Source organism: Isoptericola sp. NPDC055881 (assembly GCF_053615895.1).
The window spans coordinates 62,675-82,338 of record NZ_JBSHCR010000009.1; the positions used below are offsets into that span (position 1 = coordinate 62,675).

Consider the following 19,664-nt stretch of genomic DNA (forward strand, 5'->3'; position numbering starts at 1 on the left):
CGGGGCCCCGTCAGCTCGCCAGCGCCCACACGACGACGCCCACGACCCCGAGGCCGCCGAGCATCGTGGCGGCGTACGAGCGCACGTAGCCGTTCTGCATCCGGCGCAGCCTCGCGCCGAGCCGCCCGATCCCGCCGGCCATCCCGAGCCAGCCGCCGTCCACCGCCGCGCGGTCCGTGTAGACGAGCGACCGCGTCAGGTACTGGCCCGGCAGCATGACCAGGGACTCGTTGACGTCGTCCTGGTGCAGGTCGACGCGAGCGGCGCGCACGAGGGCGGAGGCCCGCGGCGGGTCCACCGGCACCGCGGCGACGACGTACTGGCGCCACGCCAGCACGATGCCGAGCGCCACGAGCAGCAGCGTGACCGTCACGAGCAGCCAGACCGGCAGGACGGGCTCGTGGTGCTCGGCGTGCCCGGTCACCGGCTCCAGCCAGGTGACGAACCGGTTCCCCAGCGCCAGGATCCCGCCGAGGGCCACGGACCCCACGGCCAGCACGATCATCGGCCACGTCATGAGCGCCGGGGCCTCGTGCGGGTGACGCACCGGGCGGCCGTCGTCCGCCGCCCCGTCGCGGCCGTCGTCCCAGCGCCGGCGGCCCAGGAACGTCATGAAGACCAGCCGCGACATGTAGTACGCGGTGATGCCCGCGCCGAGCAGCGCCGCGGTGCCGAACACCCACGGCCGCCAGCCCTCGCCGACGAACGCCGCCTCGATGATCTTGTCCTTCGACCAGAAGCCGGAGAACGGCGGCACGCCGAGGATCGCGAGCCAGCCCAGGCCCATCGTGACCGCGGTGACCGGCAGCAGCCGGCCCAGGCCGCCGAACCGGCGCATGTTCACGTCGTCGTCCATCGCGTGCATCACGGAGCCGGCACCGAGGAACAGGCCCGCCTTGAAGAAGCCGTGCGTGAGCAGGTGGAAGATCGCGAACGCGTACCCGACCGGGCCGAGGCCCGCGGCGAGCATCATGTAGCCGATCTGCGACATCGTCGACGCCGCGAGGGCCTTCTTGATGTCGTCCTTCGCGCAGCCGACGATCGCGCCGAACAGCAGGGTCAGCGCGCCGACGACGGCGATGACGAGCTGCGCGTCGGGGGCGACCTCGAGCAGCGGGCCGGAGCGCACCAGCAGGTACACGCCGGCGGTCACCATCGTGGCCGCGTGGATGAGCGCGGACACCGGCGTCGGGCCGGCCATCGCGTCCCCGAGCCAGGCCTGCAGCGGCAGCTGTGCCGACTTGCCGCACGCGGCGAGCAGCAGCATGAGGCCGATCGCCGTCATGACGCCCTGGCCGGCCGCCGTCGCCCCCTCGCCCGCCGCCGGCAGCACCGTCGCGAAGTCCACCGCCCCGAAGGTCGCGAGCATGAACATCATCGCGACGATGAGGCCCATGTCGCCCACACGGTTCATGACGAACGCCTTCTTGCCGGCGACCGCGTTCTCGCGCCTGCCGTCCCAGAACCCGATGAGCAGGAACGACGCCAGGCCCACGCCCTCCCAGCCGACGAAGAGCAGCAGGTAGGAGTCGGCGAGCACCAGCAGCAGCATGGCCGCGACGAACAGGTTGAGGTAGCCGAAGAACCGGCGCCGGTCGACGTCGTGGTCCATGTACGCCACCGAGTAGACGTGGATGAGCGTGCCGACGAACGTCACGAGCATCACGAACGTCATCGACAGCGGGTCCACCTGGAACCCGACGTCCACGTGCAGCGGGCCGGAGTCGATCCAGGTGCCCACGGTCTGGGTGCCCACCCGCTGGTCCGCGGGGGTGCCCAGCATGTCGAGGAGCATCACCAGCCCGACGACGAACGTCGCGGCGCTGGCCAGCACGCCCAGCCAGTGCCCCCACCGGTCGGTGCGCCGGCCCGCGACCAGCAGCACCAGGGCGCCGATCATGGGCGCCGCGACCAGCCAGGGGGCGAGGGAGAGAGTCTGCATCATCGCGTCGTCACCGGGGCCCTTCAGCTCTGGAGCAGGTTGACGTCGTCGACCGAGGCCGAGCGGCGGGAGCGGAAGATCGTGATGATGATCGCGAGCCCCACGACGACCTCCGCGGCGGCGACCACCATCACGAAGAAGGCGAGCACCTGCCCCGTCACGTCACCGTGGATGCGCGCGAACGTCACGAACGCGAGGTTGGTGGCGTTGAGCATCAGCTCCACGCCCATGAACACGACGATGGCGTTGCGGCGCAGCAGCACCGTCGTCGCACCGATCGCGAACAGGATCGCGGCCAGCCCCAGGTAGTTCGTGATCTCCATCAGCGCACCTCCCCGTCCTCGTCGCCCGCGCCGGCCGGGCGTCCGCCCGAGGCGTCGGCCGTGCCTGTCGCCACGGGGTCGCCCGCCTGCTCGACCGTCGTGTCCCCGGCAGGCCCCACGCCGATGAGGCGCAGGTCGTCGCGCGGCACGAGCGTCTCCTCCTCGGCGAGGACGGCCGTGGCGGACCGCTCCTGGCCGCGGATGCGCAGCACCCGGGGCACCGAGTGCGGCAGGGGCGCGCCGTCCGGCCCGAGCGCCGGCGTGTCCATCGCGTTGTTCTGCGCGTACACGCCGGGCGCGGGCAGGGGGGTGAGCGTGCGGCCCTGCTCGATGCCGGCGACCCGCGCGGCGGCCAGCACCCGCTGGGTGGGCCGCACGCTGAGCCGGCGGCGGTGCGTGAGCACGAGGCCCGCGAGCGCCGCGGTGACGAGCAGGACGCCGACCACCTCCATCGCGAGGACGTAGTCGCCGAGCAGCACCCGGGCGAGCGCGACGGGGTTGGTGACCGCGTTGGCGGTCTCCAGGCCGACGGCGGGCGGGAACTTCGCCTGCGCGAGCACGCCGAGCAGCACCACGACGAGCCCGAGGCCGAGCAGGACGCCCACCCAGCGCTGACCCTTGATGGTCTCGGTGAGCGAGTCGGCGGCGTCGACGCCCACGAGCATGAGCACGAACAGGAAGAGCATCATCACGGCGCCCGTGTACACGACCACCTGCACGACGCCGAGGAACGACGCCTCCTGCGCGACGTACAGGATGGCCAGACCGACCATCACGAACATGACGCAGACCGCGGCGTGCACCGCCTTGCGGGCGAACAGCAGCCCGAGCGCGGCGAGCACCATGAGCGGCGCGAGCACCCAGAACAGCGCGGCCTCCGCGCCCGACGCGGTCACGACCGGGCCTCGCTCTCGACGTTGCCGACGCTGCCGACGTTGCCGACGTGCCCGCCCTCGGCGGCCTGCCGGGTCGCGACGGCCGCCTTGGTCGCGCTGCCGCGCAGGCGGTGCCGGCGCGGCGTGGGGGGCGGCGCGTCCCCGTGGACGACGCGCGCGGCGGCGTCGAGGGAGGGGTCGTCGGGCCGGTGCTCGCGCACCCAGGCGACCTGCTCGGCCGTGGGCGCGCTGACCTCGCCGCGGTAGTACTCGGTGTCCGTGGTGCCCTCGACCATGGGGTGCGGGGCGGCGAGCATGCCCTCGGCGAGCGGGGCGAGCAGGTCCTTCTTCTCGTAGATCATCCCCGCCCGGTCGGGTCCGGCCAGCTCGTAGTCGTTCGTCATCGTGAGCGCCCGGGTCGGGCACGCCTCGATGCACAGCCCGCAGAAGATGCAGCGCAGGTAGTTGATCTGGTAGACGCGGCCGTACCGCTCCCCGGGCGACAGGTGGGCGCCGTCGGCCAGGTCGGCGTTGTCCGCGCCCTCCACGTAGATCGCGTCTGCGGGGCAGGCCCAGGCGCACAGCTCGCAGCCGATGCACTTCTCCAGCCCGTCGGCGTACCGGTTGAGCTGGTGGCGGCCGTGGTAGCGGCGCTGCGGCGGCGTCTTGGTGCGGGGGTACTGCTCCGTCACCGTGGGCCGGAACATGGAGGAGAACGTCACGCCGAACCCGGCGACCGGGGCGAGCAGGTCGCCCAGCGGCCCCTTGCTCGGGCGCAGCGGCTCGTAGGGCTTGTCGGTCATCGCGTCTCCTCGGATCGGTCGACGGCGGAGGCGGTGGCGGGGACCTCGGCGGCCTGCGGGACGTGCCGGCGCGCACGGGGCGACGGGGGCAGGGTCTGGCCCGGCAGCGGCGGCACGGGGAACCCGTCGGCGAAGGCGTCGAAGTCGCCGCCGGTCCGGCGGGCGCCGCCGGGCGGCCCGGAGGACCCGGACGCGGCGGCCGTGGCGGTGGCGCCCTTGCGGTCGGGCCACAGCCAGAGCAGCCCGACGACGACCGCGGCGGCGACGATCACGCCGGTGATGAGCTGGGTGCGGGTGATGCCCGCGAGGCCGAGGTACTGGAACACGGACAGCACCACGACCCAGCACAGCGCGACCGGGATGAGCACCTTCCAGCCGAACGACATGAACTGGTCGTAGCGCAGGCGCAACAGGGTGCCGCGCACCCAGACGAACACGAACATGACGAGCCAGAGCTTGGCGAGGAACCACAGCACCGGCCACCAGCCGGTGTTGAGCATGCCGTCGGCCACCGCCGACAGGGGCCACGGCGCCCGCCAGCCGCCGAGGAACAGCGTGGTGGCGACGGCCGAGACGTTGAGCATGTTGATGTACTCCGCCAGGAAGAACCAGGCGAACTTCATCGAGCTGTACTCGGTCATGTACCCGGAGACGAGCTCGCCCTCGGCCTCCGGCAGGTCGAACGGGAGGCGGTTGGTCTCGCCGATCATCGAGATGACGTAGACGACGAAGGCGGGCAGCAGCGGCAGGAACCACCAGACGCCGGCCTGCGACGCGACGATCTGCGACGTCGACATCGACCCGGCCATGATGAACACGCTGACCAGGGAGAGCCCCATCGCCAGCTCGTAGGAGATGACCTGGGCCGTGGAGCGCACGCTGCCGAGCAGCGGGTACGTGGACCCGGAGGACCAGCCGCCGAGCACGATGCCGTACACGCCCATCGACGCGCACGCGAGCACGTAGAGGATCGCGACCGGGAAGTCGGTGAGCTGGGCGGGCGTCGTGTAGTCGGTGAACGGGATCGTCACCTCGGGGCCGAACGGGATGACCGCGAAGACCAGCAGCGCGCAGAACACGGAGATCATCGGCGCCAGCAGGTAGACGACCCGGTCGGCGCGGGTGACGCTGACGTCCTCCTTGAGCAGCAGCTTCATCGCGTCCGCGAGCGACTGGAGCAGGCCGAAGGGGCCGTGCCAGTTGGGGCCGGGGCGCACCTGCATGCGTGCCACGACCTTGCGCTCGAACCAGATCGCGAACAGCACGCTCGTGAGCAGGAAGACGACGATGAGCACGGCCTTGATGAGCGAGACCCACAGCCAGTCGTTGCTGAAGTCGGCGGCGACTCCGGGGATCATGCGGCCCCTCCCTGTGCGTCGGTCGTGCCTGCGGTCGTGCCGGCGCCGACGGTCTCGACGGGCGGCCCGATGCGGACGAGGTCGCCGGGTGCGGCGCCGAGCGCGTCGTGCACGCGGCAGCCGCGCGACGCGAGCGGGAGCCACACGACGTGGTCGACCATGTCGGTGATCGCGACCGGGACGGTGATCTCGCCCCGGTCGGTCGCGACCGTCACGCGGTCGCCGTCGTACACGTCGACGGCGGCGGCCGTCGCGGCGGACATCCGTGCCACGGGCCGCTTGGCCGTGCCGGCGAGGAACTGCTCGCCGTCCTGCAGGGCGCCGTCGTCGAGCAGCAGGTGCCAGCTGGCCAGGACGGCGGATCCCGGCGGGACGGTCGGAGGTTCGACGGGCTCGCTCTCGGGGGCGGGCACCCGGGCCCCGCCCCAGGCCGGCAGGGCCGCGATCGCCCGGTGCGCGTCGAGCGGCGTGGCGGCGCCGAGGGTGATGCCCGCGTGCGTGGCGAGCGCGTCGAGCACCCGGTGGTCGGGCAGCGCGGCGCTCTCCAGCGCCGCACCGAACGCGCGGACGCGCCCTTCCCAGTTCCAGTAGGAGCCGGCCCGTTCGGCCGGCGGGGCGACCGGCAGGACGACGTCCGCCAGCCGCGTGACCTCGGACGTGCGCACCTCGAGCGAGACGACGAAGCCCGCGGCCGCGAGCGCCGTGCGGGCGTGCGCGGGGTCGGGGAGGTCGGCCAGCTCCACGCCGCCGACCAGGACGCCGCCGAGCTGTCCGACGGACAGGGCGTCGAGGATCTCCGCGGCGTCCCGGCCGGGGGCGGCGGGCAGGGCGCCGGCGTCGACGCCCCACGCGGCGGCGACCTCGGCCCGGGCGGCGGGGTCGGTCAGGGGCCGCCCACCGGGCAGCAGGCCGGGCAGGAGGCCGGCCTCGAGGCCGCCGCGCTCCCCCGCGCGCCGCGGGATCCACGCGAGGCGGGCACCGGTGACGGCGGCGAGCCGCAGCACCGCCGCGTACGCGCCGGGCGAGGAGGCGAGCCGCTCGCCCACCAGGATCAGCGCGCCGGGTCCGGCGAGCCCGTCGGCGACGGCGCCGAGCGCCTCCCCGGTCCTGCCCGTGTCGGAGTCGGCCGGCACGAGGCCGCCGCCGGCGCGGGTGGCGAGGATGCCGAGCCACTCGGCCTCGGTGCCGGGCGCGGCGGGCAGCAGGGTGCCGTCCAGGCGGGCCAGCCCGCGGCTGGCGAACGGCGCCAGCGACCAGACCTTCGTCCCGTGCTTGCGCACGCCCTTGCGCAGCCGCAGGAACGTGATCCCCGCCTCCTCCTCGGCCTCGAGGCCGGCGAGCAGGACGGCCGGCGCGGCCTCGACGTCGCCGAAGGTCACCCCGACGCCGGTGCCGGCCACCGCGTGGCCGAGGAACGCCGCCTCCTCGGCGGAGCCCACGCGGGCCCGCTGGTCGACGTCGTCCGTGCCGAGGACGGTGCGCGCGTACCGCGACCAGGCGAAGGCGTCCTCGACGGTGAGCCGGCCGCCCGGCAGGACGCCGACGCCGCCCGCGGCGCGGGCGGCGGCCAGGCCTTCGGCCGCCAGCTCGAGCGCCTCGGCCCAGGACGCGGGCCGCAGCTCGCCGCGGGACACGACGCGGCCGTCGGCCGCGAGCTCCCGGTCGCGCACGAGCGGGGTGGTGAGGCGGTCGGGCGCGGCCTGCCAGGTGAAGGCGAACCGGTCCTTGTCGGTGATCCACTCCTCGTTGACCGCCGGGTCCTCCCCCGACAGCCGGCGCAGCACGACGCCGCGGCGGTGGTCGACGCGGATCGCGGAGCCGCACGAGTCGTGCTCGGAGATCCCCGGGGTCGAGACGAGGTCGAACGGGCGGGAGCGGAACCGGTACGCCGCGCCCGTGAGCGCACCCACGGGGCAGATCTGCACGGTGTTGCCGGAGAAGTACGACGCGAACGGCTGCCCGCCGGCCGTGGCGGCGGCGGACCCGAACGTGGCCTCGGGGAGCTCGCCCTGCGGCGGCGCGAAGTCGAGCACGGTCTCGTCGAAGCGGCCGATCTGCTGGTGCGCGCCGCGCTCCTGCAGCGCGATGAACGCGTCGCCCGCGATCTCGTCGCTGAACCGGGTGCAGCGCTGGCACAGCACGCACCGTTCGCGGTCGAGCAGGATCTCGGTGGAGACCGCGATGGGCTTGGGGAAGGTGCGCTTGACGTCCTCGAACCGCGTCTCGGCGCGGCCGTTGCTCATCGCCTGGTTCTGCAGGGGGCACTCCCCGCCCTTGTCGCACACCGGGCAGTCCAGGGGGTGGTTCATGAGCAGCAGCTCCATGACCCCGTGCTGCGCCTTGTCGGCCACGGCGGAGGTGCGCTGCGTCTTGACGACCATGCCGGGCGTCACCGTCATCGTGCAGGAGGCCTGCGGCTTCGGCATGGGCCGCACGTTGCCCTCGCGGTCGGGCATCGCGACCTCGACGAGGCACTGGCGGCACGCGCCGGCCGGCTCCAGGAGCGGGTGGTCGCAGAACCGTGGGACCTGGATGCCCACCTGCTCCGCGGCGCGGATGATGAGCGTGCCCTTCGGCACGGTCACCTCGACCTCGTCGATGGTGAGCGTGACGGTCTCCACGGGTCGCTCGACCGGGCCGCCGCCCGCCGCGCCGGTGTTGTCGACGGTCGCCGTCATCAGTGACCTCCCGCCCCGGCGAGCGCCGGCGCCTGCTTGGGGGTGTAGGGGAACAGGGCGCTCGCGCGCGGGTCGAACGGGCACCCGTGGGAGTCGATGTGCGCCTGGTACTCGTCGCGGAACAGCTGGATGCTCGACGTCACGGGCGACGTCGCGCCGTCGCCGAGCGCGCAGAACGCGCGGCCGAGGATGTTGTCGCACAGGTCGAGCAGCAGGTCGACGTCGCGCTCCTCGCCGCGGCCCGCCTCGATGCGGTGAAGCACCTGCTTGAGCCAGTACGTGCCCTCGCGGCACGGCGTGCACTTGCCGCACGACTCGTGCGCGTAGAAGTCCGTCCAGCGGCTGACCGCCCGGACCACGCACGTCGTCTCGTCGAAGAGCTGCAGCGCGCGCGTGCCGAGCATCGAGCCGGCCGCCGCGACCGACTCGTAGTCGAGCGGGGTGTCGAGGTGGTCCGCCGTGAACAGGGGCGTCGACGAGCCGCCGGGCGTCCAGAACTTCAGCTGGTGCCCGGCCCGCATCCCGCCGGCGAGGTCGAGCAGCTCGCGCAGGGTGATGCCGAGCGGCGCCTCGTACTGCCCCGGGCGGGTGACGTGGCCGGACAGGGAGAACAGCCCGTGCCCCTGCGACTTCTCCGTGCCCATCCCGGCGAACCAGTCGGACCCGCGAGCCACGATGCCGGGGACCGACGCGACGGACTCGACGTTGTTCACCACGGTGGGCCGCGCGTACAGGCCCGCGACGGCGGGGAACGGCGGCTTGAGCCGCGGCTGGCCGCGCTTGCCCTCGAGGGAGTCGAGCAGCGCCGTCTCCTCGCCGCAGATGTAGGCGCCGGCCCCGGCGTGCACGGTGACGTCCAGGTCGAAGCCGGAGCCGAGCACGTCCTTGCCGAGGAATCCGGCGTCGTAGGCCTCCTGCACCGCGGCGAGCAGCCGCCGGTACACGTGCAGCACCTCGCCGCGCACGTACACGAACGCGTGGTCGCAGCCGATCGCGTAGCTCGTGATCGCGATGCCCTCCACGAGGTGCTGCGGGCTCGCCAGCATCAGCGGGATGTCCTTGCAGGTGCCCGGCTCCGACTCGTCCGCGTTGACCACGAGGTAGCGCGGTCCGCCGTCGGGCGGGGGCAGGAAGCCCCACTTCATGCCTGTGGGGAACCCGGCGCCGCCTCGCCCGCGCAGCCCGGAGTCCTTGACGGTCTGCACGATGTCGCCCGGCTCCATCGTCAGGGCCTTGCGCAGCCCGGCGTACCCGCCCGCCGCCTCGTAGGCGGCGAGCTTCCACGAGCGGTCCGCGTCCCACGTGTCCGTGAGCACCGGCATCAGGTCAGTCATCTCCGCGGCCCTCCTTCTCGGGCTCGGGCTTCGCGTCGCCGCCCGACGGCGACCGCCCCGGGCTCTCGTCCCCCGGCGCCGTCGCCGGCCGCTCGGCCGACGACTGCTCCCCGCCGGTCTCGGGCGGGACGTCGGCATCGGAGCCCGCAGAGGACGAGGAGGGGGCGGGGGATTCCTCGCCGCCGGGCTGGTCGGGCCTGGCGGGAGCCGAGGGAGGGACGACTGAGGCGGATGGCGCGCCCGGCGACGAGGAATCCCCCGCCCCCGCGTCGTCGACGGCCGCCGCAGCACGTGCGAGCCGGAGCCCGGCGAGCGACGGCTCTCCCGCCCCCACGCCCTCGTCGGCGCGGCCGTCGGGGAAGCCTGCCAGCACGCGGCTCATCTGCCGGAAGCTGCACACGGACGCCGCGCCGCGCGTGGGCGTCACGTCCTGCCCGGCGCGCAGCCGGTCGGCCAGCTCCGTCGCGGTCTCCGGCGTCTGGTTGTCGAAGAACTCCCAGTTCACCATCACGACCGGCGCGTAGTCGCAGGCGGCGTTGCACTCGACGCGCTCGAGGGTGATCGCGCCGTCCTCGGTCGTCTCGTCGTGCCCGACGCCGAGGTGGTCGCTGAGCTCGTCGAAGATGGCGTCGCCGCCCATGACGGCGCACAGCGTGTTGGTGCACACGCCCACCGTGTAGGTGCCGTTGGGGTGCCGCTTGTACTGCGTGTAGAAGGTGGCGACGGCGCTCACCTCGGCGGGCGTCAGCTCCAGCTGCTCGGAGCAGAACATGATCCCGTCCCGGCTCACGTACCCGTCCACCGACTGCACCAGGTGCAGCATCGGCAGCAGGCCCGAGCGCGGGTCGGGGTAGCGCGCCTTGATCGCCGCGGCGTCGGCGGCGAGCGACGCCAGCGTGTCGGCGTCGTACCGGGCCTGCGAGCGGGCGCTCGTGGGTTCTGCCGTCATCGGTCGACCCCTCCCAGCACGGGGTCCAGGGACGCGACGGCGACGACGACGTCGGCCACCTGGCCGCCCTCGCACATCACCGACACGGCCTGGAGGTTGTTGAACGACGGGTCGCGGAAGTGCGCCCGGTACGGCTTGGTGCCGCCGTCGGACACCGCGTGCACGCCGAGCTCGCCGCGCGGGTGCTCGACCGTCTGCCAGACCTGCCCGGCCGGGACGGAGAACCCCTCGGTGACCAGCTTGAAGTGGTGGATCAGGGCCTCCATCGAGGTGCCCATGATCTGTCGGATGTGGTCGAGCGAGTTGCCCTGCCCGTCCGCGCCGACGGCGAGCTGCGCCGGCCAGGCGATCTTCTTGTCCGCCACCATGACGGGCGCGCCCGCCGTGCGCTCGAGCCGGACCAGGCACTGCTCCACGATCCGCAGCGACTGGTAGCACTCCTCGATGCGCAGCACGACGCGGGAGTAGCAGTCCGCGTCGGTCGACGTCGGCACGTCGAAGTCGTACGTCTCGTAGCCGGAGTAGGGGAACGCCTTGCGCACGTCGTAGGGCAGGCCCGTGGAGCGCAGCACCGGGCCGGTGATGCCCAGCGCCATGCAGCCGGCGAGGTTGAGCACGCCGACGTCGGTGAGCCGCGCCTTGAAGATGGGGTTGGCGAGCATGAGGTCGCCGAGCTGCCCGAGGTACTGGCGCACCTTCGGCAGCGCCGCGCGCACCTGGGCCTCGAAGCCCTCCGGCACGTCCTGCGCGACCCCGCCGGGCCGCACGTACGCGTGGTTCATGCGCAGCCCCGTGACGGCCTCGAACAGCCGCAGGATCTCCTCGCGCGCCGTGAAGCCGATGGTCATGACCGTGGTCGCGCCCATCTCGTTGCCACCGGTGCCGAGGCACACGAGGTGGGACGCCACCCGGTTGAGCTCCATCATGAGCACCCGGATGATCGACGCCCGCTCCGGCACGTCGTCCGTGACGCCCAGCAGCTTCTCCGTGGCGAGGCAGTACGCCGTCTCCTGGAAGAGGGGCGCCAGGTAGTCCATCCGCGTGCAGAACGTGGTGCCCTGCGTCCAGGTGCGGAACTCCATGTTCTTCTCGATGCCGGTGTGCAGGTAGCCGATGCCGCACCGGGCCTCGGTGACCGTCTCGCCGTCGATCTCGAGCATGAGGCGCAGCACCCCGTGCGTGGACGGGTGCTGCGGGCCCATGTTGACGACGATGCGCTCCTCGCCCACGGCCTCGCGGGCGATCTCGTCCCAGTCGCCGCCCGACGCCTCGAACCCCGGGACGCCGGGGTCGAAGTCGTCGGTGGGGGGACGGGTGGCGTGCGGTGCGCCAGTGGTAGTCACGAGTACTGCCTCCTCGTGTCCGGCGGCGGCACCGTGGCGCCCTTGTACTCCACGGGAATGCCGCCGAGCGGGTAGTCCTTGCGCTGCGGGTGCCCGGGCCAGTCGTCCGGCATCTCGATGCGCGCCAGGCCCGGGTGGTCGTCGAAGACGATCCCGAAGAAGTCCCAGGTCTCGCGCTCGTGCCAGTCGTTGGTGGGGTACACCGCGGTGGTCGAGGGGATGTGCGGGTCGGCGTCCGCCACCGCCACCTCGAGGCGCAGCCGTCGGCCGTGCGTCACCGACGTCAGGTGGTAGACGGCGTGCAGCTCGCGGCCCGCGTCCTCGGGATAGTGCACGCCCGAGACACCGAGGCTCAGCTCGAACCGCAGGTCCTGGTCGTCGCGCAGCGCCCGGCAGACCGCCACCAGGTGCTCGCGCGCCACGTACAGCGTGAGCTCGGCGTGCGGGCTGGGCGGGTCGGCCTGCGGGTCGACGGCCACCCGCTGCACCGCGTCGTCGAACGCGACGCCCGACGCCGCGAGCACCTCCGCGAGCACGTCCACGGCCTCGTCGAACCAGCCGCCGTAGGGCCGCGTCGCCGCGCCCGGCAGCGCGACCGGCTGCACCAGCCCGCCGTAGCCGGACGTGTCGCCCGACCCCCGCACGCCGAACATGCCGCGGCGCACCTCGACGACCTCCGGCCCCTGCCCGCCGCGGCCGGCCTGCTCGCTGCCGGGCACCAGCTCCCCGGACCGGGGGCCGAGCACCCCCTCGGGCTGCGGGACGGGCTTGTCCGCCGCGCCCCCCGCCGTCGTGCCGTCGCTCATCGCAGCAGCCCCTTGAGCTCGAACGTCGGCGTGGCCTCGAGCGCCGCCGCCTCGGCGGCCGCGGCCGCCTCCCGGCGGTTGACGCCCAGCGGCGAGTCCTGGATGTGCTGGTGCAGCGCGAGGATCGCGTTGATGAGCATCTCCGGGCGCGGCGGGCAGCCGGGCAGGTACACGTCGACCGGGACGATGTGGTCCACGCCCTGCACGATCGCGTAGTTGTTGAACATGCCGCCGCTGGAGGCGCACACGCCCATGGACAGCACCCACTTGGGCTCGCTCATCTGGTCGTAGACCTGCCGCACGACCGGGGCCATCTTCTGGCTCACCCGGCCCGCGACGATCATGAGGTCCGCCTGCCGCGGCGACGCCCGGAAGACCTCCATGCCGAACCGAGACAGGTCGAACCGCGACGCGCCGGCCGCCATCATCTCGATGGCGCAGCACGCCAGCCCGAACGTCACCGGCCACACGGACGCCTTGCGCAGGTAGCCCGCCAGGTCCTCGATCGTCGTGAGCAGGAAGCCCGACGGAGCCTCTTCCAGGCCCATGAACCCTCCCCTTCGTGAGCATCGGTGCCGGATCTGCCCGGCACCGTCGCCGTCCGTCTTGCCGTGTCGTCCTGGGTGGTGCTGGTGGTGCTGGTGGTGCTGGTCGTGCTGGTCGTGCTGGTCGTGCGGGTGCTGCTACACCCAGCTGAGGCCGCCCCGCCGCCACTCGTAGACGAAGGGCACGGTGATGAGGGCGAGGAACGACAGCATCGCCACCAGGCCGAAGCCGGCGAGCGCGGCGAAGTCCACCGCCCACGGGTAGAGGAAGACCACCTCGATGTCGAAGACGATGAACGTCATCGCGACCAGGTAGTACTTGACCGGGAGGCGCCCGCCGCCGACCGCGTGCGGCGTCGGCTCGATGCCGCACTCGTACGCGTCGAGCTTGGCCCGGTTGTAGCGCTTCGGGCCGATGACGGCGCTCGCCGCCACACCGCCCACGGCCAGGACCAGGGCGACGCCCATGAGCATGAGGACCGGCACGTACGGGTTCGTCATCGTGCCGCCCCCGTCCGCGCCGTCGCGCTCGGACCTGCCTCGTGCATCTCGACCACTCCCTTGTGCTCGTGTGCGCTCATGCCGCTGGGACCACCCTGGTGAGCCCCGCGATGACCCGGTCCACCCAGTCACCGCCCCGCGGCTCGTAGCAGTCGGACAACAGCTTGAGCACGAACCGCATGACCACCTGCCGCGGCAGCCCGTACCGCACGCACAGCCGCATGATCTGCGGGTGCTCGATGAGCCGCACGAACCAGCGGCCCAACGTGTAGTAGCCGCCCAGGTCGGCGCGCATGCGGTCCGCGTAGGACGCGAGCGTGTGCTCCCGCGCGTCGTCGGTGGTGCGGGTCCGGGCCTGCGCGATGGCGTCGGCCGCGACCCGCCCGGCCTGCAGGGCGTAGGCGATGCCCTCGCCGTTGAACGGGCTGACCATCCCCGCGGCGTCACCCACCAGCAGCGCGCCCGCGGAGTAGAGCGGGCTGCGGTTGAACCCCATCGGCAGGGCCGCTCCGCGGACGGGGCCCACCTGGTTGTCGGGCGTGAAGCCCCACTCGGCGGGGGCGTTGCGCATCCAGGCCTGCATCATGCCGCGGTAGTCGTGCCCTGCCGCGGACTGCCGCGCGGGTGTGGAGCTCACCGAGCCGAGGCCGACGTTGGCCGTGCCGTCCCCGAGGGCGAAGATCCAGCCGTAGCCGGGAAGGAGGTTCGACGCGCCCGGCGCGCCGTCCCAGAGCTCGAGGTGCGACTCCATCCACGCGTCCTCGTGCCGCGACGTCCCCTCCGTGCGGAAGTAGGTGCGCACCGCCGTGCCGATCGGGCGGTCGTCACGGCGCGTGACGCCGAGGCCGGTCGCGAAGCGCGAGGAGACGCCGTCGGCGGCGACCACGACGGGCGCGCGGTAGACGGTCTCGGCGCCGTCGGCGCGACCGTCGCCGTCGAGGGGCTGGGTCCGCACGCCGACGACACGGCCGTCCCGCTCGTCGCGCAGGGGTGCGGTCACCTTGGTGCGCTCCAGCAGCTTGGCGCCGCTGGCCTGCGCGTGCTGCGCGAGGCGGTGGTCGAGAGACATCCGGGACCGCGCCATGCCGTAGCCGGGGAAGGAGTCCAGGTCGGGCCAGGGCAGCTCCCACGAGCGCGCCCCGGCCACCACGCGCAGGCCCTCGTTGCGGATCCACCCGTCCTCGGCCCGGGTGCCGAGGCCCATGCGGGCCAGCTCCCCGACCGCGCGGGGCGTGAGCCCGTCGCCGCAGACCTTGTCCCGGGGGAAGGACGCCTTGTCGAGCACGAGCACGTCGAGGCCGGCGGAGGCGCACCAGTGAGCGGTGGACGTCCCGGCCGGACCGGCACCCACCACGATGACGTCAGCGTCGTCCAGACGACCTGCCCGCACGTTCTCACCTCGCTCCCTCGAGCGCCCCGGCGACGGTGCCGGAGTCGATTTGTGAACCCCATCACAACTCTTGTCGAGCACTCTAGCCACGTTCGCGGGGCGATGTGTAGGAAGGTAACCCTTCCTCGTCGGCGGCCGGCCCCGGGTGCGCCGCGGTGGAGACGTCACCGCAGGTCCGGCGGGGTGCCACCAGTGTGCCAGCCGGGCCGCCCCAGGGGGATGTCGGGGACCTGCCGCAAGGTGCGTGGATCCCGTGACGTGCCTACGGTCGTGGGCACGGACCAAGGCAGCACCCGCACGAGACCCTCAGGAGGCTCGCCCCATGAAGGCAGGACCCGCATTCGTCGTCGGAGCAGCGCTCGGCTACCTGTTCGGCACCGAGAAGGGCCGGCAGAAGCTCGACCAGGCGAAGAACTGGGCGACGGAGACCTGGAAGGACCCGCGCGTCCAGGCCAAGGTCTCGGACGTCACGAGCACCGTGAGCGACTTCGCCAAGGAGCAGGGCGCCGCCCTCAAGGACCGCACCACCAGCGCCTGACCTCCGGCGCCCTGCACGAGGGCACGAGGGCCGGGCGACGACACCGTGCGTCGCCCGGCTTGTCCGCGCTCAGGCCCGAGCTCAGTTCCGTGCTCAGGCCCCCGCTCAGGTACTCAGGTGGCTCAGCTGCTCAGGTGGCTCGGCGGGCGGCCGCCGGCTCGGCGTCGTCGAGGTCCGCGCCGTAGCGCTCCCGCTCGATCGCCTTGAGGCTCTTGCCCGCGGTGTCCGGCGTCCAGACGACGCCGATGACGAGGGAGGCGACGAGCAGCGCGACCATGATGCCGCCCACGAACGGCACGCCCCGCTCGGCGAGCATCGTCGGGAACACGTAGCTCAGCAGGCCCACCGCGATGCGCGCCACGAAGAAGAGCACGCCCTGGGCCGAGGCCCGGTAGGCCGTGGCGAACAGCTCCGCCGTCCACAGCGCGTAGAACGCCTGGGCACCGATGCCGGCGGACACGCCCCACAGCACGGCGTAGGTGACGAGCAGCGGCATGGAGACGTGCGGCACGAAGGCCAGGATCATCCAGGCCGCCACGGCCAGGACCGCGCCGAGGCCGTAGAGCAGGCGGCGGCTCACCCGGTCGCCGTACCGCATGAAGCCCCAGAAGGTCGCGGCGGACGTCAGGCCCCAGACCAGCACCTGCAGGAGGTTCTGCGCGACGGCGCTCTCGACGCCGGCCGTCTGGTACACCCGGGGCATGAAGATGCCTGCCTGGCCCGCGACCGTGTTCCACAGGGCATAGACGCCGACGAGGAACAGCAGCGCCTTGACGTTCTGCGGGTGCGAGACCAGCTCGCGGAAGCCGCGGCGCCTGCGGCCGAGGGCGACCTGCTTGGCGTTCGACTCCTTCCACACGTCCGACTCCGCGAGCCCGCGCCGCACCCACCACGTGACGAACGCGATGACGAACAGGTGCGCGAAGACGATCCGGCTGCCGAGCAGCCCGAGGGGCACGAGCGCGGTGGCGAGCACGAAGCCGACGAACGGCCCGAGCGACCACGCGAGCTGTGCGGTGCCCACGTGCCGGGCCCGCTGGTGGTCGGGCGCCTCCTCGGCGATGTACGTCCAGGCGACGGGGACGCCGGCACCCACGGCGATGCCGGTGAGGACGATGCCGACGAACAGCATCCACGGGGCGGCGGCGAAGACGATGAACGCCGTGCCGAGCATGTACAGCAGCAGGTCGTAGGTGTAGATGAACTTGCGGCCGTACCGGTCGCCGAGCGGTCCCCCGACCATGGCGCCCACCGCCGCGCCGAACGCGTTGGCGCTCAGCGCGGCCGCGAGCCCCACGGCGAGGTTGCTGAGGCCGAAGTGCTCCTGCCACAGCGTGAGGCTGGTGGCCAGGGCGATGATCGAGCCCGCCTCGATGTAGTTGGACATCGCGACCGCGACGGTGGCCCGGTACCCGTGCAGCGGGGCCCCCGCCGTCGCGGGACGCGTCCCGTTCCCTGGTGTGGTCGTCGGTGTGGTCCCCGGTGTCGTCATCGACCCTGCCTTCCCTGCTGGGCACGTCACCGTGCCGCACGTCGTCCTTGAATCGTTTCAGGCGTCGGCGACGATACGTGCCCCGGTCCACGAGGTCAAAGGGCGCCGGAGGATCGCGGCGGCAGTTCGCGGTCCCGTCGGCACTTCGAAGTGCCGACGGAGCCGCGAGCTGCCGCGCAGAACGGTCAGGCGGGGCGCAGGCCCCGGTGCAGGGCGACGACGCCCCCGGCGAGGTTCCGGTAGGACACCCGCTCCCAGCCGGCGGCGAGCAGACGGCGGCCCAGCGCGGCCTGGTCGGGCCAGGCGCGGATCGACTCGGCGAGGTAGTCGTAGGACCCGCGGTCGCGGGTGACCGCGCCCGCCACCACGGGCAGCGCGCGCATCAGGTACTCCTGGTAGACGACGCGGAAGGGCGCCCAGGTGGGCGTGGAGAACTCGCACACGACGACGCGGCCGCCGGGCCGCACCACCCGCAGCATCTCGCGCAGGGCGGCGTCGGTGTCGACCACGTTGCGCAGCCCGAAGCTGATCGTCACGGCGTCGAAGGCGGCGTCCGCGAACGGGAGGCGGGTGGCGTCGCCGGCGACGAACGACAGGTCCGGGCGGCGCCCCTTGCCGACGGTGAGCATGCCGAGGCTGATGTCGGACGGCACGACGAGCGCGCCGTCGGCGGCGAACGGCTCGCTCGACGTGCCGGTGCCGGCGGCCAGGTCCAGCACCCGCTCGCCGGGGACGGCGGCGACGGCCTCGACCACGGCCCGGCGCCAGCGGCGGTCCTGCCCGAGCGAGACGAGATCGTTGACGAGGTCGTACCGGCGGGCGATGCCGTCGAACATCGACGCGACCTCGGCGGGGTCCTTGTCCAGGCTGGCGCGCGGCATGCGTGCCATCGTCGCACGGGACGGCCGACCGCCACGTGCCGCCACAGGTCGGCAGTTCCAGCTCACGTCGGCACCTCGGACTGCCGACGTGAGCGGGGACTGCCGATCTGACCGTTGCCTGACCGTTGCCACCCGGCCACCGGTGTCCTAGCGTCGTGCGGGACGGCGGCACGAGGCCGGCGCTCCCTGGATCGGCAGACAGGCCCACTGAGCCGGCGCGACGTGGCGCCGCTCCCCCGGCGTCGCCGTCAGGAGGCACCGATGAGCACCTGGATCAAGAACCCGCTGGCCGTCTTCACCGCCGACGACTCCACTGGAGCACCCGACGCGCGCGGCGGCGTCGTCGTCTCGGACGGCGTGATCAGCGAGCTGGTGGCGGCCGGCGCCAGCCCTGCGGCGCCCGTCGACGAGACGTTCGACGCGGCGGAGCACGTCGTCACGCCCGGCCTGATCAACACGCACCACCACTTCTACCAGACGCTCACGCGCGCCTGGGGCCCGGTCGCGGACGCCGAGCTCTTCCCGTGGCTGACGACGCTGTACCCGGTGTGGGCCCGGCTCACGCCGCGCGCGCACGAGCTCGCCACGAAGGTCGCGCTGACGGAGCTGCTGCTGTCGGGCTGCACCACGGCCGCCGACCACCACTACGTCTTCCCGGCGGGGCTGGACGACGCGATCGACATCCAGGTCGAGGCCGTGCGGGAGCTCGGCATGCGGGCCACGCTCACGCGCGGCTCGATGACGCTCGGCACGGACGACGGCGGGCTGCCCCCGCAGTCGGTGGTGCAGGACGCCGACACCATCCTGGCGGACTCGGAACGCCTGATCGGCGCGTACCACGAGCGCGGTGCGGGCGCCCGGATCCAGATCGCCCTCGCGCCCTGCTCACCCTTCTCCGTGACCACGCAGAACATGCGGGACACGGCCGAGCTGGCCGCGCGGCACGACGTGCGCCTGCACACCCACCTCGCGGAGACGATCGACGAGGAGGACTTCCTGCGCGAGCGGTTCGGGATGCGCACGGTGGACTACCTGGAGTCGGTCGGCTGGCTGACCGACCGGGCCTGGCTCGGGCACGGCATCCACTTCGACGGCCAGGAGATCGCGCGCCTGGGCGCGGCAGGGACCGGCGTGGCGCACTGCCCGACGTCGAACATGCGCCTCGCGTCCGGCATCGCCCGCGTCCTGGAGCTCGAGGACGCGGGGGTGCCGGTCGGGCTCGGCGTCGACGGCTCGGCGTCCAACGACGCGTCCACGATGATCCTGGAGGCCCGCCAGGCCCTCTACCTGCAGCGCCTCAAGTACGGGGCGTCGGTGCCGGTGGCCCGCGCTCTCGGCTGGGCGACGCGCGGCTCGGCCCGTGTGCTGGGCCGCGACGACCTCGGCGTCCTCGCCGTCGGCAAGCAGGCCGACCTCGCCCTGTGGCGTCTCGACGAGCCCCGCTTCTCGGGCTCGCACGACCCGGTCGCCGCGCTGCTGCTGTGCGGCGCCGACCGCGCCGACCGGGTCATGGTCGGCGGCGACTGGCGGGTCGTCGACGGCCACGTCGTCGACCTCGACCTGCCCGCGCTCCTCGCTGAGCACCGCGACGCCGCCCGCCGCCTCGTCGCCGGCTGACCCTCCGCGCGAGCCGCACGCGACGTCCGTGCGGGAAGTCCTTGTCGCGAGGCTGGTCGGGCCTGGCGGGAGCCGCGAGGAACGAGCGGCGGATGGCGTGCCTCGCGACAAGGACTTCCCGCTCGGACGCCACGTCACTCACGACCCGCCCGCTCCGCCCGACGACTACTCAACGGCAATCCGTGGCCCGGGAGGGGTTGACACGCCTCACCCTTTGCCGGTCGAATGATGGAAGGCTTCTTCCGCTAGTCGGAAGAGTGAACCTGACTCGGTAGCGAACAAGGAGGTC

Annotated in this window: 17 protein-coding genes; 2 read left to right on the plus strand and 15 right to left on the minus strand. The window is 73.1% G+C overall.

Features of this window, described 5'->3' with window-relative positions:
* Nucleotides 1-10: 10 nt before the first annotated feature.
* From nuoL to ACWGKI_RS04840, 13 genes are all read right to left on the minus strand, one after another.
* Nucleotides 11-1,942 (minus strand): NADH-quinone oxidoreductase subunit L, encoded by a 1,932-nt coding sequence (nuoL, locus tag ACWGKI_RS04780; RefSeq protein ID WP_452185093.1) that lies wholly within the window; start codon nt 1,940-1,942, stop codon nt 11-13.
* Between the two features lie 23 nt (nt 1,943-1,965).
* On the minus strand, nt 1,966-2,265 hold the full coding sequence (nuoK, locus tag ACWGKI_RS04785) for an NADH-quinone oxidoreductase subunit NuoK (protein ID WP_380241969.1): 300 nt from the start codon (nt 2,263-2,265) through the stop codon (nt 1,966-1,968).
* On the minus strand, nt 2,265-3,161 hold the full coding sequence (locus ACWGKI_RS04790) for an NADH-quinone oxidoreductase subunit J (protein WP_380241972.1): 897 nt from the start codon (nt 3,159-3,161) through the stop codon (nt 2,265-2,267). Before ACWGKI_RS04790 ends, nuoK begins: the two co-directional genes overlap by 1 nt.
* Complete coding sequence (gene nuoI, locus ACWGKI_RS04795) at nt 3,158-3,943, minus strand: NADH-quinone oxidoreductase subunit NuoI (protein WP_452185096.1); 786 nt, start codon at nt 3,941-3,943, stop codon at nt 3,158-3,160. The genes ACWGKI_RS04790 and nuoI overlap by 4 nt, the downstream gene beginning before the upstream one ends.
* Complete coding sequence (gene nuoH / locus ACWGKI_RS04800; protein ID WP_452185100.1) at nt 3,940-5,301, minus strand: NADH-quinone oxidoreductase subunit NuoH; 1,362 nt, start codon at nt 5,299-5,301, stop codon at nt 3,940-3,942. The genes nuoI and nuoH overlap by 4 nt, the downstream gene beginning before the upstream one ends.
* Nucleotides 5,298-7,979, minus strand: coding sequence for an NADH-quinone oxidoreductase subunit G (locus ACWGKI_RS04805; RefSeq protein WP_452185102.1), 2,682 nt, complete (start codon nt 7,977-7,979; stop codon nt 5,298-5,300). Before ACWGKI_RS04805 ends, nuoH begins: the two co-directional genes overlap by 4 nt.
* Nucleotides 7,979-9,313: an NADH-quinone oxidoreductase subunit NuoF gene (gene nuoF / locus ACWGKI_RS04810; protein WP_380241981.1), complete on the minus strand. Its 1,335-nt coding sequence runs from the start codon at nt 9,311-9,313 to the stop codon at nt 7,979-7,981. The genes ACWGKI_RS04805 and nuoF overlap by 1 nt, the downstream gene beginning before the upstream one ends.
* On the minus strand, nt 9,306-10,262 hold the full coding sequence (gene nuoE / locus ACWGKI_RS04815) for an NADH-quinone oxidoreductase subunit NuoE (protein WP_452185104.1): 957 nt from the start codon (nt 10,260-10,262) through the stop codon (nt 9,306-9,308). Before nuoE ends, nuoF begins: the two co-directional genes overlap by 8 nt.
* Nucleotides 10,259-11,605, minus strand: coding sequence for an NADH-quinone oxidoreductase subunit D (locus ACWGKI_RS04820; RefSeq protein ID WP_380245152.1), 1,347 nt, complete (start codon nt 11,603-11,605; stop codon nt 10,259-10,261). The genes nuoE and ACWGKI_RS04820 overlap by 4 nt, the downstream gene beginning before the upstream one ends.
* Nucleotides 11,602-12,411 (minus strand): NADH-quinone oxidoreductase subunit C, encoded by an 810-nt coding sequence (locus ACWGKI_RS04825; protein WP_452185106.1) that lies wholly within the window; start codon nt 12,409-12,411, stop codon nt 11,602-11,604. The genes ACWGKI_RS04820 and ACWGKI_RS04825 overlap by 4 nt, the downstream gene beginning before the upstream one ends.
* Nucleotides 12,408-12,959, minus strand: a complete 552-nt coding sequence (locus ACWGKI_RS04830) for a NuoB/complex I 20 kDa subunit family protein (RefSeq protein ID WP_380245150.1) — start codon at nt 12,957-12,959, stop codon at nt 12,408-12,410. Before ACWGKI_RS04830 ends, ACWGKI_RS04825 begins: the two co-directional genes overlap by 4 nt.
* Nucleotides 12,960-13,094: 135 nt before the next feature.
* Entirely contained in the window at nt 13,095-13,457 is a 363-nt protein-coding gene (locus ACWGKI_RS04835; RefSeq protein WP_380245149.1) for an NADH-quinone oxidoreductase subunit A, read from the minus strand.
* A 76-nt stretch (nt 13,458-13,533) separates the two neighbouring features.
* A complete protein-coding gene (locus ACWGKI_RS04840) occupies nt 13,534-14,847 on the minus strand; it encodes a geranylgeranyl reductase family protein (protein ID WP_452185108.1) in 1,314 nt (437 codons plus the stop codon).
* A 322-nt stretch (nt 14,848-15,169) separates the two neighbouring features.
* Between ACWGKI_RS04840 and ACWGKI_RS04845 the strand changes: the two genes are divergently transcribed.
* Entirely contained in the window at nt 15,170-15,385 is a 216-nt protein-coding gene (locus ACWGKI_RS04845) for a hypothetical protein (RefSeq protein WP_380245147.1), read from the plus strand.
* Nucleotides 15,386-15,515: 130 nt separating this feature from the next.
* Here ACWGKI_RS04845 and ACWGKI_RS04850 read toward each other — a convergent pair whose 3' ends face one another.
* Both ACWGKI_RS04850 and ACWGKI_RS04855 read right to left on the minus strand, forming a co-directional pair.
* The gene (locus ACWGKI_RS04850) at nt 15,516-16,877 is read right to left on the minus strand and encodes an MFS transporter (protein WP_452185110.1); all 1,362 of its coding nucleotides are present in this window, start codon (nt 16,875-16,877) and stop codon (nt 15,516-15,518) included.
* A 185-nt stretch (nt 16,878-17,062) separates the two neighbouring features.
* A complete protein-coding gene (locus ACWGKI_RS04855) occupies nt 17,063-17,758 on the minus strand; it encodes a demethylmenaquinone methyltransferase (RefSeq protein ID WP_452185141.1) in 696 nt (231 codons plus the stop codon).
* Nucleotides 17,759-18,019: 261 nt separating this feature from the next.
* Here ACWGKI_RS04855 and ACWGKI_RS04860 point away from each other — a divergent pair, with 261 nt between their 5' ends.
* On the plus strand, nt 18,020-19,375 hold the full coding sequence (locus tag ACWGKI_RS04860) for an 8-oxoguanine deaminase (RefSeq protein ID WP_452185112.1): 1,356 nt from the start codon (nt 18,020-18,022) through the stop codon (nt 19,373-19,375).
* The last annotated feature ends 289 nt before the right edge of the window (nt 19,376-19,664 follow it).

Coding starts and splice junctions, on each gene's coding strand:
- ACWGKI_RS04860 (WP_452185112.1), top strand. CDS start 18,020: ATGAGCACCTGGATCAAGAACCCGCTGGCCGTCTTCACCGCCGACGAC.
- nuoE (WP_452185104.1), bottom strand. CDS start 10,262: ATGACGGCAGAACCCACGAGCGCCCGCTCGCAGGCCCGGTACGACGCC.
- ACWGKI_RS04805 (WP_452185102.1), bottom strand. CDS start 7,979: ATGACGGCGACCGTCGACAACACCGGCGCGGCGGGCGGCGGCCCGGTC.
- nuoF (WP_380241981.1), bottom strand. CDS start 9,313: ATGACTGACCTGATGCCGGTGCTCACGGACACGTGGGACGCGGACCGC.
- ACWGKI_RS04830 (WP_380245150.1), bottom strand. CDS start 12,959: ATGGGCCTGGAAGAGGCTCCGTCGGGCTTCCTGCTCACGACGATCGAG.
- ACWGKI_RS04825 (WP_452185106.1), bottom strand. CDS start 12,411: ATGAGCGACGGCACGACGGCGGGGGGCGCGGCGGACAAGCCCGTCCCG.
- ACWGKI_RS04835 (WP_380245149.1), bottom strand. CDS start 13,457: ATGACGAACCCGTACGTGCCGGTCCTCATGCTCATGGGCGTCGCCCTG.
- ACWGKI_RS04855 (WP_452185141.1), bottom strand. CDS start 17,758: ATGCCGCGCGCCAGCCTGGACAAGGACCCCGCCGAGGTCGCGTCGATG.
- nuoK (WP_380241969.1), bottom strand. CDS start 2,265: ATGGAGATCACGAACTACCTGGGGCTGGCCGCGATCCTGTTCGCGATC.
- ACWGKI_RS04845 (WP_380245147.1), top strand. CDS start 15,170: ATGAAGGCAGGACCCGCATTCGTCGTCGGAGCAGCGCTCGGCTACCTG.
- nuoH (WP_452185100.1), bottom strand. CDS start 5,301: ATGATCCCCGGAGTCGCCGCCGACTTCAGCAACGACTGGCTGTGGGTC.
- nuoI (WP_452185096.1), bottom strand. CDS start 3,943: ATGACCGACAAGCCCTACGAGCCGCTGCGCCCGAGCAAGGGGCCGCTG.
- nuoL (WP_452185093.1), bottom strand. CDS start 1,942: ATGCAGACTCTCTCCCTCGCCCCCTGGCTGGTCGCGGCGCCCATGATC.
- ACWGKI_RS04850 (WP_452185110.1), bottom strand. CDS start 16,877: ATGACGACACCGGGGACCACACCGACGACCACACCAGGGAACGGGACG.